Genomic DNA, 17,419 nt, shown 5'->3' on the forward strand with positions numbered 1-17,419 from the left:
AAATTTCTGATTAATCAATGAATTTCGAATTACAATATACCGATAGTCAATCCAATGCCCGGGCAGGATTGATAACAACCGATCACGGACAGATAGAAACGCCTATATTTATGCCCGTAGGCACACAGGGGGCAGTGAAAGCTGTTCATATGACCGAACTGCAAACCGATATACAGGCCCAGATAATATTAGGCAATACATACCATCTCTATCTTCGTCCGGGGCTCGATATATTGAGACAAGCCGGAGGCTTACATAAATTTAATAGCTGGGATAAGCCTATATTAACCGATAGTGGAGGCTTTCAGGTGTTCTCGTTAGCCGAGAACCGCAAGCTAACCGAAGAGGGAGCAATATTTCGTTCGCATATCGATGGCTCGAAACACATGTTTAGCCCTGAATCGGTAATGGATATAGAACGAACTATTGGTGCCGATATTATTATGGCATTTGATGAATGTACTCCGGGCGATGCAGACTATGGGTATGCAAAAAAATCGTTGGAGTTAACAGAGCGTTGGCTCGATCGTTGTATAACTCGTTTTAACGAAACCGAGTGCGAATACGGCTACAAACAGAGCCTCTTTCCAATTGTTCAAGGCTGTGTATACCCCGATTTGAGAAAAAAGGCAGCCGAAAATGTTGCATCGAAAGAAGCAGATGGTAATGCCATAGGAGGGTTGGCGGTTGGCGAGCCTACCGAAAAAATGTATGAAATGATAGAGGTTGTAAATGAAATACTGCCTCAAAACAAACCTCGCTATTTGATGGGGGTAGGAACTCCCGCCAATATACTGGAAGCCATTGAACGGGGTGTTGATATGTTTGATTGTATTATGCCAACCCGTAATGGACGAAACGGACAGATATTTACCAAAAACGGAATAATAAATATGCGTAATGCCAAATGGGCTAACGACTTTTCGCCTATCGAAGAAGATGGCGCTTCGTTTGTCGATACACTTTACACAAAGGCATATTTACGTCATTTATTTATTGTTAATGAAATTTTAGCTTTACAAATAGCGTCAATTCATAATCTTGCCTTTTATTTGTGGTTGGTTAAAGAAGCCCGTAAACACATATTGAACGGCGACTTTAAACAATGGAAAAACGGTATGGTCGAAAACGTGTCGAGAAGGATTTAGAATGATATCAATTTTAGATAAATACATAATGAAAAAGTTTTTGGGAACTTATTTGTTCTCAATACTTCTCATTATATCCATATCGGTAGTTTTCGACTTGAACGAACAATCGGACAAGTTTATAAAGAACGATGCGCCTTGGCAAGCCATTGTGTTTAAATATTACCTGAACTTTATACCGTATTACGCAAATCTATTTAGCGCATTATTCGTTTTTATAGCCGTTATATTCTTTACTTCGAAGCTTGCCGATAATTCGGAGATTATAGCTATGCTCTCCACCGGAATGAGTTTTAAACGCCTGATGAAGCCTTATATGCTGTCGGCTGGTATTATTGCTATAGTTTCGTTTATTTTAACGAGTTTTATTATACCTCCGGCCAATGTAATAAGGATAGATTTTCAGAATAAGTACATAAAAAACAAAAAAACCGACTATGCCGACCGTATACAATTACAGGTCGAACCGGGAGTTATATTATACATCGGATCATTTTCGGATAAGGACAAGAAAGGCAGTAATGTGTCGCTCGATAAGTTTGAAGGAAAAGAGCTTGTTTCGCGTTTAACCGCAAAACGTATACAATACGATTCGGCATATCAATGGACTTTACACGATTATTCTATCCGTACTTTTGACGGGCGTAGAGAATATATAACAGTGGGCGATAAAATTGATACCACATTAACCATTATGCCGCGTGATTTCCTTATATCGGTTAACGATTTTGAGCAAATGCCTACTCCTCGATTATATAATTATGTTGAACGCCAGAAGGATAGGGGGATAGGGCAAATACAATCGTTCGAAATAGAATTTCACAAACGTTTTGCATCCATTGCTTCGGCTTTTATTCTTACTATAATCGGGGCATCTTTGTCGTCGCGGAAGGTTAAAGGCGGCATGGGGCTTAATATAGGTATAGGGTTGTTGCTAAGTGTGTCTTATATCTTGTTTATGACAATAAGCTCAACGTTTGCAGTGTCGGGTATGGTTAGCCCTTTTATTGCCGCATGGATTCCGAATGTTGTGTTTGCTCTTATCGCAGCCTATTTATACACGAAAGCTCCTAACTAAATAATCAGTTCCGTTTGATAACAATAATGCAAGCTGCTCGTTTTCTGTAGCCAGTTTGTTTATTAATATGTCTTGATTTTCGCCTAAAGCTTCAGGTATAAATATAAGAATACCCGAGTGAAATTCTGTGTTTGCAATTTCTTTGTCGAAAGGGAAGTATCTTTCGATAAAGCCATCTTCATTTAGCTCAAATACAGTTTTTTCAAGAAGAGTATTGGGATAAATAAAAGTATAATGTGAGTAATATCTTTTCAAATCGAAAATGTTTATTGGGCAAGGCTCTTATCTTTAACTTCCTTTAGTTCATTAACATCTTTCAGCCTTATTGTGTTTTCATCCCTTTTATCTTTGGATTGGGGTTGAGGTATCTGACGCTCTTTAAAGTTATTTCTGCGCCTGTTTGCCGAATTGTCAATTCTATCGTTGCTTATAGGAGTGTCAGTATTTATAAGTCGTTTTTCGTTAACAACAGGAGTTGTTCTTGTAATGGAATCAGAGCTAATACGATGTGTTATTTTTTGCAGGGGTTCTTCTTTCGTTTCATCTACCGATATACGTGTTGAATCGTATTTCAATGTTATATTATATAATAATACTCTTGATTTTATATCCAATGAGTCTGCATAAACATAACCCGATATGTAATTTAATGCCCTGTCGTTAAGGAGCGTATTGGATATGGAATAAAACGAAGAATCGTTTAAAGAGTGTGATACTATAATATTAGTATCGGCATACTCAAATAGCATCGATAAATTTACTTTCGAACTATCCGGTACTCCTAATATATTAAAATCGATAGAAAATACAGATGGATTTTCTTTTCTTATAGCAAAAGAATCGATGTTGAAGGCTACAAATGGCCTGTCTTTACTTAGATAAGTGTAAGATGGTAAAATACCGCTACTTTTCGAATCTCTGGCGTCCGAACTTCTTCTGTATATCTTATCTACGTCTAAATGTTGTCTTCTTAGGCGAGCTGTAACAGAATCATTTACACGTACATACATTTCGATATGATCGGCATACCAAACGAGAGACGAATCGAGCACCTCTTTTGTTATCTTATGTTTTTGAAATATGTCGTTTAGTAGAGCTTCTTTTTGTTGGTCTGTATTAAACACCCCCGCTTTGTTTTGCATAAGAGCCTGCGCTAATTGCAGGTCGTATAATACATCTTCCATTTTGCCTCTCGACATAACATATTCGTTGTTGTTACACGATTGTAGGCCGGCAAACAGGCAGAAGCCCAAAATATAATATAAAACCTTATTTCTTTTCATCAGGTTTTTGAGTTTGCATCGACTCGCTCAGAGTATTTCTGTAAAAAATGAGCAATAGTACTATTCCTACCGATATAGCTGAATCGGCTATATTGAAGATAGGACTAAAGAATATAAACTGATCGCCTCCCACCACAGGAAACCACGATGGATAAGTGCCATTGAATAATGGGAAATACAGCATATCTACCACTCTGCCATGCATCCAGTCGCCATATCCTTCGCCAATAGAAACAAATGATGCAATGTGGGATGGTGTGCTTGCCGAGAATATTTCGCCGTAGAATACACAATCGATAATGTTACCGAAAGCGCCGGCTAATATAAGAGCAATACAAGCTATAAAACCGTTTTTGTAGCCTTTTTTTACCAATAAGAATAAGTAGTAGGATATAAATATAACTGCAATTATCCGGAATAATGTAAGGAATAATTTGCCCCCGATTTCGAGCCCAAAAGCCATTCCGGGATTTTCTACAAAACAGATTTTAAACCAACTGGCGATTTCTATCGATTCGCCATAAAACATATTGGTTTTTACCCATATTTTAGATGCTTGATCAATTATTATAACTAAGAATACAACAATAAAAGCTACAGTTCCCTTTGATAATTTAGGCATTTTTATCTGTGTTATTTTGCGCTGAAGATAGTACTTGTAAAATGTTAATTAACCCAAAGGCAACTCCCGTGTAGGAATTGCCTTCAGATTAAATACTTTGTTCTCTGTTACTTAATGCCACTATTTTTAGCTTCGATGCTTAGTGTGGCATGAGGAACAGCTCTTAGGCGTTCCTTTGGTATAAGTTTGCCTGTTTCGCGGCATATTCCGTATGTTTTGTTCTCGATACGTATAAGAGCCGATTGCAAGTTCTGAATAAACTTCATTTGGCGTTGCGCCAATCGTCCAGCTTCTTCTTTCGACAATGTAGATGCACCCTCTTCCAATACTTTGAATGTTGGAGATGTATCCGTTACGTCGTTTCCGTCCGAGTTCATAATGGTAGCCTTCAACATATCATATTCCTCTTTTGCTTTTTGTAGCTTATCGAGAATAATGGCACGGAATTCGTCTAACTCCAAATCCGAATATCTTGTTTTTTCAGCCATAATATAACCCTCCTGTTCGTTTAGTTAATACTGTGTGTTTTTAAGCTTTTTCGACTACAATGTTTAGTTTGTAATCGTCAATTTCTATTTCTGTTCCTTGCAGTTCTGTTGCCATTTCTATTTTATCTGCCAGAACCTGTATTGCAATATAATCATAAAATTGCTGAACTGCGCTATTTATTTCTTCTATTTCTGTAATTTTTACAAAAATTCGGTCTGTAATATCAAAACCGTTCGATTTTCGCAGATTTTGTATGCGGTTCACCAGTTCGCGCGCGATACCTTCTTTTCTTAAATCGTCTGTTACAGTTATATCTAGAGCTACAGTCAGGCGCCCTTCGTTTGCTACTAACCATCCGGGAATATCTTCCGATATAATTTCTACATCGTTAAGTTCGATAGTCGCAAGTTGTCCTTCGATGTCGAACCCGAATGAGTCTTTTTGTTCAAATTCAATTATTGCTTCCTGAGGCATATCTTGAATTGCAGCAGCTAACTGTTTCATGATTTTTCCGTAACGGGGACCAAGTTTTTTAAAATCGGGTTTGATTTTCTTTACAAGTATTCCGGCCGCATTGTCTACGTAGTTAAGCTCTTTAACGTTAACTTCGTTCAATACTAAATCCCTTACAGCCTCGATTGCTTTCTGCTGATGCCCGTCGATAACAGGAACCATTATTTGAGCTAAAGGTTGGCGCACTTTTATGTTTACTTTCCGGCGAAGAGCTAATACCATCGATGATATATCCTGAGCTATCTTCATCCGTTCTTCCAAGTCTTTATCTATTACATTTTCGTTGAAAGCAGGAAAGTCTACTAAATGCACCGATTGAACTTTACCGCCGGTAAGATCGCAATATAGTTTGTCTGCATAGAAAGGCGAAATCGGAGCCATTAGGCGGGCAACAGTTTCGAGACAACAATATAATGTTTGGTAAGCCGAAAGCTTATCTTGAGTCATTTCGCCACCCCAGAAACGTTTGCGATTCAAACGTACATACCAATTGCTCAAATTGTCGTTCACAAAATCGGATATAGCACGTCCGGCTTTCGTCGGTTCGTAACTGTTGTAATATTCATCAACCTCTTTTATCAGTGTATTGAGTAATGATATAACCCAACGGTCTATCTCTGGTCGTTCCGAGACTGGGATTAATTCGCTGTTGCAGTCGAAATTATCGACATTGGCATATAAAGCGAAAAACGAATATGTATTATATAATGTTCCGAAGAATTTCCGACGCACTTCTTCCACACCGGTAATGTCGAATTTTAGATTATCCCATGGCGAGGCGTTTGTTATCATGTACCAGCGTAATGGGTCGGAACCGTATTTCTCGATTGCCTCGAACGGATCAACTGCATTACCCAAACGTTTCGACATTTTGTTTCCGTTTTTATCTAACACCAATCCGTTTGATATGACATTTTTAAACGAAATACTGTCTTTCACCATTGTTGATATTGCGTGTAATGTAAAAAACCATCCGCGGGTTTGATCTACACCTTCGGCAATAAAATCGGCCGGATATATCTTAACAAAATCTTCGGCCTTTATGTTCGGGTAAAATACTTGAGCAAAAGGCATCGCTCCCGAGTCGAACCACACATCTATAAGGTCAGTCTCGCGCTTCATTGGTTTACCCGATGGCGATACTAATATTATGTTATCGACATACGGACGGTGCAAATCTATCTTATTATAATTGTCGAGCGATAAATTTCCGAGATTAAAATCAGTCCATGGAATTTCTTTCATAAATCCGGCATCAACCGATTTTTTCATTTCTTTATACAGGTCTTTTAACGAACCTATACACAGTTCTTCTTTCCCGTCTTCTGTTCGCCATATTGGAAGTGGCGTTCCCCAATAGCGGCTACGGCTAAGGTTCCAATCTTGTAGATTTTCGAGCCATTTGCCGAAGCGTCCCGATCCTGTCGACTGGGGTTTCCAGTTTATAGTGTTGTTTAGTTCAATTAACCTGTCTTTACAAGCGGTAGTACGTATAAACCAACTGTCGAGCGGATAATACAATACAGGCTTATCGGTGCGCCAACAGTGCGGATAATTATGCACATGTCTTTCGATACGGAATGCCTTGTCCTCTTTTTTTAGCATAAGACAAATATCGAGGTCGAGCGACGAGTCTTTTTCTGTTAAAGTATCGTCGTATTCATTTTTTACATAGCGCCCTGCAAACTCGTTGTATAAATCTGTATTTATGTTTGCTTTCACATAGTTGGCATCAAGGTCTTCCACCTTAAAATATTTACCTGTAAGGTCTACCATCGGACGTTGGTTGCCATCTTTATCGAGTAGCATTAATGCAGGAACATTGTTTGCTTTGGCAACTTTTGCGTCGTCGGCTCCAAAAGTTGGAGCTATGTGAACAATACCTGTTCCGTCTTCGGTAGTTACAAAATCGCCAACAATAACTTTAAATGCATTCTCGCCCGGATTTACCCATGGTATCAATTGTTCGTATTCGATACCTTCCAGATCCGAACCTTTCCACTCGGCAACTACTTTATAAGGAACAAGTTTATCTCCTTCCTTATAATCCTCAAGGGCAATGCCTTCGGCTTTTGGATTAAACAAACTGTGAAGCAATGCTTTTGCAGCAACAACGGTCATTGGGTTGCCTGTGTATGGATTGTACGATTGTACGGCAACATACGCAATATCGCCACCTATGGCAAGAGCCGTGTTAGATGGTAATGTCCAAGGGGTTGTTGTCCATGCAAGGAAATAAGGTGTTCCGAATCCTGTCATTTCGGGTTTCGGAGTTTTTATCTTAAATTGAGCTATACAAGTTACATCTTTAACATCGCGGTATGCTCCGGGCTGATTAAGTTCGTGTGTACTTAGTCCGGTACCGGCTGCAGGCGAATATGGTTGTATTGTGTAGCCTTTGTATAAATATCCTTTATCGTATAACTGTTTAAGCAAATACCAAAGAGTTTCGATGTAGCGGTTGTCGTATGTTACATACGGATCGCTCATATCGACCCAATAACCGATTTTGCGGGTAAGATCTTCCCACTCGCGTGTATATTTCATTACCTCCTTACGGCAGGCATTGTTATAATCGTCAACCGATATTTTTTTTCCTATATCTTCTTTTGTTATACCAAGAGCTTTTTCGACAGCCAGCTCTACGGGTAATCCGTGTGTGTCCCATCCCGCTTTACGATTTACCAGATAACCCTTCATGGTTTTGTAACGACAGAAAATATCTTTTATGGCACGGGCCATCACGTGATGAATACCCGGCATACCATTTGCAGAAGGAGGACCTTCGTAAAAAACAAAAGTGGGCGACCCTGAACGAATGTCAAGGCTTTTTTGGAATATATCTTGTTCCTCCCACTTTGTCAGAATTTCCTTGTTTACTTCTGACAAGTCAAATTTATTGTATTCCGCAAATTTTTTGCTCATAACTGGTCTTTTTCTGTTAACTTAAAAATTGGCGCAAATATAATAAAATTGAGTGTATTTATTTATGTTTTTAGACATAATTATAGCCGGTTATTCTTATTGCTCAAAATTAGTTAAGGCAAACTTTTATTTTTTATTACATTTGTAAATTAAGTTATTTATGCACATTGCACGTATGTTATAGTTTTAGACCAATAAACACTTAAAACAAGATTTATGTTTAAGTATAAAAATATATTCTGCTTTTTGTTTGGTTGTTTAGCCGTTTTATCGGCTAAGGCTGAAGGAAATGATACTATTACAATATCAACAGTAGACGAAACTGTTTCTGTCTCTGGTATCGGGTATAGCATTAATAGTCTAATCAAAGTAAAAGCAACGTCTGCCGGTGTTTTTTCTGATGGCGATTACTCTCCATTTTGGCTGACAAATAATAATCACGGAATAGCATCGGATAAATCAAATAATCAGTATGTAAGAGGCGAGGTGTATTATGCTACGAAACTATTAAAAAGTAAAGACCTTAGCATAACTGTAGGTTTAGACATGATAGCCGCTCGTAATTTGCAATCGGATATATATGTACAACAGGCGTTTGCCGATTTAAATTATAAAGTATTAGGTTTGTCGGTAGGGATGAAGGAGCGACGCGATCACTACAAAAATATGCTGCTTAGTACGGGTGGAATGGCTTTGTCGCAAAATGCTCGTCCTATACCTCAGGTGGAGTTAGGTTTTCCCAAATATGTAACTGTGCCTTATACTAATAATTTGTTACATGTGTTAGGAGGCGTTTCGTATGGTAAATTTCTTGACGACGACTTTAAGAAAAGATATGCCGGCGATGGCACTTATGCGAGCGATGTACTTTATCATCGTAAATATATTTTTGCAACATTGGATAAACGAAGAGCTTTTAATTTTACTCTCGGTATGGAAATGAATACTCAATGGGGTGGGCATTTTTACCAAAAAGGAGAATATAAATTCAGCAGTCCCGCCAAATTGTCTGACATGTTCAAAGTTTTTGTTCCGATGAAAGGAGGAGGTGATTCAAATCCGACAGACGAATCGAACATACAAGGCAATGTGTTTGGAAGCTGGCATTTTATAGGGAATTACAAGCAAGAAAACTACTCGATAAAAGCATATTACGAACACTTTTTCGAGGATCATTCGGGCCTGTTTTTTAAGAATATGCCCGATGGATTATATGGCATTGAATTGAATTTGCATAAATTTGCTCCTGTGTCGACTATATTGTTCGAATATATACATACAAAAGATCAATCGAGTCCTTTCCTCTGGGACGAATATAACGATGATTATCGTGTCCCCATACAGGTTAGTGGAAACGACAATTATTATAATCAATGCGATTATATATCGTTATCTAATTATGGTATGGTACTCGGGAATCCGTTATTAACATCTCCCATTTATAATAATGGACGCACATTGCAGGTGTTAAATAATCGCATATCGGCTTTTCATGGAGCAATTGCCGGTAAAATAACTTCCAATTTATCGTATCGTGCTATGGTTACATACTCGCGTAGCTGGGGAACGTATATACTTCCTGCCCGAAGCATAAGAAATCAATTTTCGTCTATGATGGAGTTGTCTTATTCCGATTGGCGATTGTGGGGAGGCGGCTGGTTGTTTTCGGGTGCTTTAGCATATGATAATTCTTCGACAATGGTTGGCGATAACTTAGGTTTCCGTTTAAAAGTTTCGAAAAGTTTCTTGCTCAGATAATGGATGATACTTTTAAAACAATAACAGATGTGTCGGAAGGTATTTTTACCGAAAAAAAGAGCAAGTTTATTGCTTTTGCTGTACCTGTAACTACAGTGGAAGAGGTAAAAATTGTTGTCGAAAAATATCGTAAGGAGTATTATGACGCCCGCCATGTTTGTTGGGCTTATATGTTAGGGTGCGAGCGTAAGGATTTCAGGGCGAATGACGACGGAGAACCTTCGGGCACGGCCGGAAAACCCATATTAGGACAGATAAATTCGAACGAACTGACCGATATAATAGTATTGGTTGTTCGCTATTTTGGTGGAATAAAATTGGGGACAAGCGGTTTAATTACAGCCTATAAAGCGGCTGCTGTAGAAGCTTTAGCTAATGCCGAAGTTATAGAAAAAACTGTAGATGTGGATATTTCTTTCGTATTTGAATATCCGTTTATGAATGATGTAATGAAGATTGTGAAGGATATGGCTCCTCAAATCATTGCACAGCATTTCGATATGAATTGTTCGATGGCTTTACGAATAAGAAAAAGTTTATATACACAACTTACCGAACGATTGGATAAAGTTGAAAGTTTATATTTCCCCGATCAGGAATAATTATTATTGCCTTTTTTTATCTATATAACAGGACTCCGTCCATAACCCTTTTGGCATATTAGTGAAAATGCAAAAAGTGTAAGATGTGTCAGGTTTTGATTGAATTGTGTGCCTGATGGTGTTGTTATGGGTGGGTAATTCTATCTGTGTAGAGTAAAGGGCTGGAAGTTTTTTTGCGGCAAGGATAAACAGTTGTTGAGTTTTAGTTGTTATCATCTTAATATATTTCATGTAATACTTATCGGTTTTATCGGTTTTTTTTAGTATATTGGCTATATATAAAGGAAATCAAATGCGCTTTATTACTGTTGTGTTTTGAGTCGCGGATGGAATAATAGGACATTTTGCAGGTGTTTTTGAACATCATTTATTACATCAAAAATCGGAACTTTGGATAACTAAAAAAAATAATATGGATAACAATTTAATAACATTAGCAATTCATACAAACCTTAAGGCTCAGATTTTGAAACAAGTTCTTCTGGATAACGGCATTAGGGTTGTTTTGGAGGATATCAGCACCCCCGATTCATCGAGGTTTTCGGTAAAAATAAATGAATCTGATTTGAACAAAGCTTTGATGGTGGCAGAAGCAAATAATCTTTTTAATTATACGAATGCTCAAACCCACAAAATAGACGATGGGAAAAGGCGTATTTTAGTGGCTGTCGACTTTTCTTCATATTCGTTTAAAGCTTGTCAGATTGCTTTTAATATAGCTGCGGCAATTGATGCGAAAGTGAAAATCCTGCATGTTTTGCACAACGTATATTTTCCGTCAACAATACCTTTTGCCGATACAGTGAGAGGTGATAAGAGTAATGAGCAACTGAACAAGATAAGAAAACAAATGCTCGACTTATGTTGCGAGATCGACAAGAGAATATCGGATGGAGAATTTCCCTCGGTTAATTATTCGTATTCGATACGCGAAAGCATATCGGTTGAAGAAGGTATAGATACATTTATAGAAGAGTATATGCCATCGTTACTTGTGTTGGGGACAAAAGGCAAAGATGCGAGTAATAGTAAGGTTTTAGGGAATGTTACGGCAGATATAATAGAGACAACCAGTGTTCCTATTATTGCAGTGCCCGAAAATTCGCCGATAAACAGCCTTAAGGATATTCATCATATCGCTTTTCTTACAAATTTTCAAGAGCGTGACTTGTATTCTTTCGATTTTCTGGTTAATACGCTGAAGCCGTTTAGTGAAGTTAAGATAACTTTAGTGCATCTGAATCTGATAAATAAAAAAGGGGACCGGTGGCCGGAGACCGAATTACATGGGATGAAAGAGTATTTTGAGAAGAATTACCCTCAGGTAAATGTGGGCTATAAGCTTATTGATACACCGGATATGATTGAAGCAATCAATAATTTTCTGACCGGAGAAAAAGTTAATATCGTTTGCCTGAATACACAAAAGAGGAATCTTTTTGGACGAATGTTTGTCCCGAGTGTTTCTCGAAAAGTATTATTGAATACATCTTCTGATGTTGCTTTATTAATATTGAGGGGCTAAGCCCTGTATTGCTAAAAAATGGGGGTTCGGACGGGAACCCCATTTTTTATAAAACTAGTCATCATTTTATTGTTTAGGTTGTTTACCTTTTACTATAGTGTTTAAATGCTAAAGTTTACATTCGTCATGAAGGTCTAGGGGGCGTCCTTCTGTTTGTATGGTTATATGTTTAATTCCGGATTCTTTATTGATTAAAAAAATAGCTTTTTCCAGAATGTTGTCGCGATCCACATCTTTACCAACCACCAGATGAACAGTAAGTGATGTAAAATCTGATGTAATCATCCATATGTGAAGATCGTGCACATCAACAACACCTCCTATTCCTCTTAATTGCAGTAATATGCTTTCGCTGTTAACATTTGCCGGTTTACCCTCCATTAATATATTTACCGATTCTTTTATAATGTGCCATCCACTGTAAAGAACTAAAACCGATACAATTATACTGGCTATCGGGTCGGCTATGTTCCATCCGAAGAATATGATAAGAAGTGCTGCTATAATTGCACCAACAGATCCTAACAGATCTCCAATTACGTGCAAAAAAGCGCTTCTTACATTCAAATTGTCTTTAGCTTCGCCTCGCGATAATATCCATGCAACAATGAGATTTATAATAAGCCCGATTGTAGAGATAATTATCATTCCTTCGCCAACAACCGATTCGGGTTGCGAAAAGCGTGCTATTGCTTCCTTGCAAATAAATATGGCTATAATAACAAGGATGAGCCCGTTAAGAAGTGCAGCTAGTATCTCGAATCGTTTATAACCAAATGTTTTATTGGTAGTTGCGGCACGCTGCCCGAAGAGTAGAGCGCTTAGGCTTAGGCCGAGCGCAAAAGAGTCGCTTAACATATGACCAGCGTCGGACAGTAAAGCTAAACTGTTTGTGATATACCCACCAACAAATTCAACTATCATATATAAAGAAATAAGAATAAAGCTTACGGTAAGAGCTTTTTTGTTGGCGTTATGGCTGTGCGAATGCGAGTGTCCGTTGTGAGAGTGATTGTGTGACATATCGAATGTATTTAATATAGATAAAAACGCAGGATAAAGATACAATTCTTTTCCTGCGTTTTGTTTCAATATCTTTCAAAAAATAACTTAATCGTTCATCGATATAAGGAATTCTTCGTTATTGTATGTTTTCTTCATTCTGTTCTCAAGAAATTGCATTGCTTCTACCGAGTTCATATCTGATAAGAAATTGCGAAGCACCCACATGCGGTTCAATGTGTCCGGATCGAGAAGAAGATCGTCGCGGCGAGTACTTGAAGCAATTGTATCCACTGCAGGGAATATGCGTTTGTTCGACAACTTGCGGTCGAGTTGAAGTTCCATGTTTCCTGTACCTTTAAACTCTTCGAAGATAACGTCATCCATTTTCGATCCGGTTTCGGTAAGAGCCGTTGCGATAATTGTAAGCGAACCTCCGTTTTCTATATTACGGGCTGCCCCGAAAAATCTTTTGGGCTTGTGCAATGCATTTGCGTCAACACCTCCGGTAAGTACTTTTCCCGAAGCAGGTTGCACAGTATTATATGCACGGGCAAGACGGGTTATAGAGTCGAGCAGAATAACAACATCGTGTCCGCATTCTACAAGGCGTTTCGATTTGTTCAGTACAATTTCTGCTATTTTTACATGCCTGTCGGCAGGTTCGTCAAAAGTAGAAGCAATAACTTCGGCGTTTACGCTCCGCTCCATGTCGGTAACCTCTTCCGGACGTTCATCTATAAGTAGAACAATCATATATACTTCGGGATGGTTTGCCGCAATAGCATTGGCTATATCTTTAAGCAGAACTGTTTTACCTGTTTTGGGTTGAGCTACGATAAGTCCGCGCTGCCCTTTACCTATAGGCGAAAATAAGTCGACAACCCTACACGAAAAGTTATCGTTACGTCCGGTTGTTAACCGAAATTTTTCGTTAGGGAACAATGGCTTTAAATGGTCGAAAGGAACACGGTCGCGAACTTCTTCCGGTAGTCGTCCATTTATTTTGTCGACTTTAACCAAAGGGAAAAATTTCTCTCCTTCTTTAGGAGGACGTATAGGTCCTTCTACTATATCACCTGTTTTTAATCCAAATAACCGTATTTGCGATTGAGAAATATAGATGTCGTCAGGAGAAGACATATAATTATAATCCGATGAACGTAAGAATCCATATCCTTCTGACATGATTTCTAAAACACCGGAAGCCGACAATATGCCATCAAACTCAAATGGTTTTTCTTGTGACTGAGCGTTATTATTTTGTTTTTGTTTGTTGTTGTTATTTCCGTTGCCGTTGTTATTGTTGTTGTTATTTTGCGGATGCTGAGGCTTTGCAATAAATTCGGCTATGGGGCTACTGGCAGGGGCTTCGAATTCTTCTTCAACAGCTGTTAAAGGTGGTAAACTTGGTACAGGTTCAGCAGATTCGGCTTCTCTTTGTTTTCTCGATTTGAAAACCAATTGCATCGGCTTTTGTTGTGCAGCTTTGGGCTGATCTTGCTTCGTTTCCTGTTTTTCCTGTGTGTTTTTTACTTGTTCAGGTTTATCCGTTTTTTCAGGTTCTTTTTTTACCTGTGTTTTTTTTGCTTCCTGTTCCGTATTTTTTTCTGTTTTTGCAGCTTCAATAGCTTTTGTTTCTTTTTTACTTTCGTCTTTAGCCTTTTCCTGTTTTTGTGCAGGTTTAACATTCTGCTTTGTGTTTACAGGAGCTTCCGTTTTTGTTTGCTTTAAGTCTGTATCTTTTGTTTTTTCAACAGGAGTTTCGGCCTTGGGTGTTTTGGTTTTTTTTGCTGGAGTTTTTTTTCGTTCCGATATTTTGCTTTCAGTCTGATAGCTCTCCGAGTTTTTGTTTCGAGACTCTAATATAGCCTGTTGATCTAATATTTTATAGATGAGGTCATCTTTTTTATAAGCGTCGGGGCGCTTTATTCCTAGTTCTTTAGCAAGAACACGAAGATCGGTAGTAAGCTTTTCGTTAAGCTCAAGAATGTTGTATATACGCATGTATTGTATTATGTGTTATATTTATTTATTAATCCCAAAAATAATTAGAGAATGTATTAAGATCATGATAAGAACGTATTACTTATATGTATAATGTATGGGAATATAATGCCTTATACTTTAAGTAAGAAAAAAAATATATTTGTTGATAGATAAAAACGCAGACTTTTGTCTTTTTCAAAACCGATGCAAATATATGGAAAAGTTTTTTATATATAATACTTTTCGTGCTTGTTTTTTTATTTGTATTGCCATTATAATATGTTTATTTAGGGGTGAAAACAGCTTGCTGTTTAATCTTTTTTATTTATTAACCTCTACTTATAGATAATTGTTGGACATTTTTAAACAGTTTTACTACCTTTGCAGTGCTAAATTATAGCTCTTTTTTAATGATACGTATTAAGCGTTTATATCTATATATACTACAGGCATTTATACCAATGTTTTTAATGACATTTGCTATCTGCCTGTTTATTGTATTGATGCAATTCTTGTGGAAATACGTTGAAGATTTTGTAGGAAAGGGGCTTAGTCCTATTGTGTTGGGCGAAATGTTTCTTTATGCAGCACTTTCGCTTGTGCCTATGGCGTTGCCTTTAGCTATCTTATTAGCGTCGTTAATGACTTTTGGTAATTTGGGCGAACGCCTTGAGTTGCTAGCCATTAAAGCGGCCGGTATATCGTTGTTTAAAGCCATGCGTCCGCTTATCATTTTTATAACATTAGTGTGTGTGGGAGCATTCTTTTTTCAGAACGAAGCTATGCCTCGCATAAATGTTAAATTTAAATCGTTGCTTATATCAATAAAGCAAAAGTCTCTGGAAATAGATATTCCCGAAGGTGCATTTTATAGCGAGATTACAAATTATAACCTATACGTAAAGGAGAAAGATAAGGAAACCGGTTTGCTGAAAGATGTGAAAATATATGACTTGTCGAAAGGCTTTGAACAAATGGCGGTTATAGTTTGCGATTCGGGACGAATGCGAATGTCTTCTAATAAGAAGTATGTGTTGTTAAACTTATACCATGGGCAGCAGTTTTCGAACTTTCAAACTCCGGGAAATACAAGAAGCACTCGTAATAACAAGTTTGTTCCATATAGCCGCGAGAATTTCAGAGAAAAGGAGATTATGATACCTTTTAACGCCGATTTTAATCGGATGGACGAATCGTCGTTGCAAAGTACGCAAATTGCTAAAAATATAGCAGAACTGCAGGCGTCGATAGACTCGATACGTTACGAGGTTGACAGCATGAATACGATTGATCGTAAAGTTATAAGAGGCCATTATAGAAGAATAACAGAAGTTATTGACATAAAGAATAATGAACCTGATAAAACAATAGCAAGGCAAGGTGAGGATTCTGTAAAAGTTGAATTACCTGTATCGGTGGCAAGAATAGATATGGACTCGATGATAAATAAATTGAGTCTTCAGGATAAAGTAAGTATGTATTCGGCAGCGATGGCTAATAGCGAGGCTAACAAAAATGATTTACTTTTCAGGTCGATGCCTAAAATCGATGCGGCCAAAAAAATACGTTATCACGAAGTAGAATTGCATCGTAAATTTGTGTTGTCGTTTGCTTGCCTTATATTTTTCTTCATTGGTGCTCCCTTAGGTGCGATAATAAGAAAAGGAGGAATGGGTATGCCTGTTGTTATTTCCGTAATACTCTTTATCGTATATTATATTATTGATAACGTAGGGTTTAAAATGGCACGCGATGGTGTGCTTGAAATATGGCAGGGTGTATGGTTAAGTTCGTTTGTTTTATTCCCTCTAGGTGTTTTCCTTACTTATAAGGCAATGAACGATTCGGAATTATTCAAACCCGAAGCTTACGGCAGATTTATCCGCAAAATATTGTTTATAAAATCTCCACAAAAAATGGATTTGGAAGAACGGAAAGAAATTGTAAAAAAAATTCCGCCACTATCTCAAATCCGGATAGAACAATCCATGTTAGATGGTTTAATAGCTATGGATAATCTGAAATTGATGGATGTTGTATTAAACTATAAAAAATATGAATATAGTGAAGATGTACAAATGGCTGCTTTAGCTATACTCAAAGAACGCGATGCCGATATACAGACTATTATAGATAAACAGGATTATAAATTTGCGGATTCGAGTTTTGCGCATTTCGAGTCGAGTGGCAAATTAACAATAGTAGGGTATCTGTTATTTGTGTTCTTTGTGTTGGTTAGTTGGACTGGTTTCTTCAATATAGTAGAAATATCTTACTTGGCTTTATGGTTTCGGTCGATGAATTATTACTTCTTATTCTATAAAAATGCCGAAAAGAAATCGAAAATATATCATATCGTAATAACTCTTTTATTATTAGTCGCTTTTCCGATAGTCTATTTTTATGTGAAGAGACAGATGGAAAAAGATTTAAAGAATATAAAAGTAACAAAGCTTATTTAGTTTAGTGAGATCAAGGAGGATTA

13 protein-coding genes are annotated in these 17,419 nt (G+C 37.6%); 6 read left to right on the top strand and 7 right to left on the bottom strand.

Annotation, left to right across the window (positions count from 1 at the left end; translation table 11 throughout):
- The first annotated feature begins 17 nt into the window (after positions 1-17).
- Both tgt and D0T53_RS01495 read left to right on the top strand, forming a co-directional pair.
- Positions 18-1,148 (top strand): tRNA guanosine(34) transglycosylase Tgt, encoded by a 1,131-nt coding sequence (gene tgt / locus D0T53_RS01490; protein ID WP_163264346.1) that lies wholly within the window; start codon positions 18-20, stop codon positions 1,146-1,148.
- A 1-nt stretch (position 1,149) separates the two neighbouring features.
- Positions 1,150-2,226 carry an LptF/LptG family permease gene (locus D0T53_RS01495; RefSeq protein WP_163264347.1) on the top strand — a complete coding sequence of 359 codons (1,077 nt, stop codon included), beginning with the start codon at positions 1,150-1,152 and terminating at the stop codon, positions 2,224-2,226.
- Here D0T53_RS01495 and D0T53_RS01500 read toward each other — a convergent pair.
- The 5 genes from D0T53_RS01500 to ileS all read right to left on the bottom strand — a co-directional run bounded on the left by D0T53_RS01500 (position 2,203) and on the right by ileS (position 8,058).
- Entirely contained in the window at positions 2,203-2,481 is a 279-nt protein-coding gene (locus D0T53_RS01500; protein WP_163264348.1) for a hypothetical protein, read from the bottom strand. The genes D0T53_RS01495 and D0T53_RS01500 overlap by 24 nt on opposite strands.
- Positions 2,482-2,492: 11 nt before the next feature.
- Positions 2,493-3,509, bottom strand: coding sequence for a DUF4296 domain-containing protein (locus tag D0T53_RS01505; protein ID WP_163264349.1), 1,017 nt, complete (start codon positions 3,507-3,509; stop codon positions 2,493-2,495).
- Positions 3,496-4,131 carry a lipoprotein signal peptidase gene (locus D0T53_RS01510; RefSeq protein WP_163264350.1) on the bottom strand — a complete coding sequence of 212 codons (636 nt, stop codon included), beginning with the start codon at positions 4,129-4,131 and terminating at the stop codon, positions 3,496-3,498. The genes D0T53_RS01505 and D0T53_RS01510 overlap by 14 nt, the downstream gene beginning before the upstream one ends.
- A 107-nt stretch (positions 4,132-4,238) precedes the next feature.
- A complete protein-coding gene (locus D0T53_RS01515) occupies positions 4,239-4,619 on the bottom strand; it encodes a TraR/DksA C4-type zinc finger protein (protein ID WP_163264351.1) in 381 nt (126 codons plus the stop codon).
- A 40-nt stretch (positions 4,620-4,659) separates the two neighbouring features.
- The gene (ileS, locus tag D0T53_RS01520) at positions 4,660-8,058 is read right to left on the bottom strand and encodes an isoleucine--tRNA ligase (protein WP_163264352.1); all 3,399 of its coding nucleotides are present in this window, start codon (positions 8,056-8,058) and stop codon (positions 4,660-4,662) included.
- 216 nt (positions 8,059-8,274) lie between these two features.
- Between ileS and D0T53_RS01525 the strand changes: the two genes are divergently transcribed.
- The 3 genes from D0T53_RS01525 (at position 8,275) to D0T53_RS01535 (ending at position 11,943) form a co-directional block, all read left to right on the top strand.
- Positions 8,275-9,816, top strand: a complete 1,542-nt coding sequence (locus D0T53_RS01525) for a capsule assembly Wzi family protein (protein WP_163264354.1) — start codon at positions 8,275-8,277, stop codon at positions 9,814-9,816.
- Positions 9,813-10,418: a YigZ family protein gene (locus D0T53_RS01530; protein ID WP_185152961.1), complete on the top strand. Its 606-nt coding sequence runs from the start codon at positions 9,813-9,815 to the stop codon at positions 10,416-10,418. Before D0T53_RS01525 ends, D0T53_RS01530 begins: the two co-directional genes overlap by 4 nt.
- 412 nt (positions 10,419-10,830) lie before the next feature.
- Complete coding sequence (locus tag D0T53_RS01535) at positions 10,831-11,943, top strand: universal stress protein (RefSeq protein WP_163264357.1); 1,113 nt, start codon at positions 10,831-10,833, stop codon at positions 11,941-11,943.
- 108 nt (positions 11,944-12,051) lie between these two features.
- Here the strand turns inward: D0T53_RS01535 and D0T53_RS01540 are convergent, their stop codons facing one another.
- A complete protein-coding gene (locus D0T53_RS01540; protein ID WP_163264359.1) occupies positions 12,052-12,966 on the bottom strand; it encodes a cation diffusion facilitator family transporter in 915 nt (304 codons plus the stop codon).
- A gap of 87 nt (positions 12,967-13,053) precedes the next feature.
- Positions 13,054-14,952 (bottom strand): transcription termination factor Rho, encoded by a 1,899-nt coding sequence (gene rho / locus D0T53_RS01545; protein WP_163264361.1) that lies wholly within the window; start codon positions 14,950-14,952, stop codon positions 13,054-13,056.
- A 452-nt stretch (positions 14,953-15,404) separates the two neighbouring features.
- On the opposite strand from rho, the gene D0T53_RS01550 reads away from it, so the two are divergent.
- Positions 15,405-17,396 carry an LptF/LptG family permease gene (locus D0T53_RS01550; protein ID WP_370457768.1) on the top strand — a complete coding sequence of 664 codons (1,992 nt, stop codon included), beginning with the start codon at positions 15,405-15,407 and terminating at the stop codon, positions 17,394-17,396.
- The last annotated feature ends 23 nt before the right edge of the window (positions 17,397-17,419 follow it).

It is taken from the genome of Dysgonomonas sp. 216, from assembly GCF_010501065.1.
Lineage (GTDB): Bacteria > Bacteroidota > Bacteroidia > Bacteroidales > Dysgonomonadaceae > QVMM01.

Excerpts from the sequence above, each read along its gene's own strand:
- tgt (WP_163264346.1), top strand. The coding sequence starts at position 18 with ATGAATTTCGAATTACAATATACCGATAGTCAATCCAATGCCCGGGCA.
- D0T53_RS01495 (WP_163264347.1), top strand. The coding sequence starts at position 1,150 with ATGATATCAATTTTAGATAAATACATAATGAAAAAGTTTTTGGGAACT.
- D0T53_RS01505 (WP_163264349.1), bottom strand. The coding sequence starts at position 3,509 with ATGAAAAGAAATAAGGTTTTATATTATATTTTGGGCTTCTGCCTGTTT.
- D0T53_RS01510 (WP_163264350.1), bottom strand. The coding sequence starts at position 4,131 with ATGCCTAAATTATCAAAGGGAACTGTAGCTTTTATTGTTGTATTCTTA.
- D0T53_RS01515 (WP_163264351.1), bottom strand. The coding sequence starts at position 4,619 with ATGGCTGAAAAAACAAGATATTCGGATTTGGAGTTAGACGAATTCCGT.
- ileS (WP_163264352.1), bottom strand. The coding sequence starts at position 8,058 with ATGAGCAAAAAATTTGCGGAATACAATAAATTTGACTTGTCAGAAGTA.
- D0T53_RS01525 (WP_163264354.1), top strand. The coding sequence starts at position 8,275 with ATGTTTAAGTATAAAAATATATTCTGCTTTTTGTTTGGTTGTTTAGCC.
- D0T53_RS01535 (WP_163264357.1), top strand. The coding sequence starts at position 10,831 with ATGGATAACAATTTAATAACATTAGCAATTCATACAAACCTTAAGGCT.
- D0T53_RS01540 (WP_163264359.1), bottom strand. The coding sequence starts at position 12,966 with ATGTCACACAATCACTCTCACAACGGACACTCGCATTCGCACAGCCAT.
- rho (WP_163264361.1), bottom strand. The coding sequence starts at position 14,952 with ATGCGTATATACAACATTCTTGAGCTTAACGAAAAGCTTACTACCGAT.
- D0T53_RS01550 (WP_370457768.1), top strand. The coding sequence starts at position 15,405 with ATGACATTTGCTATCTGCCTGTTTATTGTATTGATGCAATTCTTGTGG.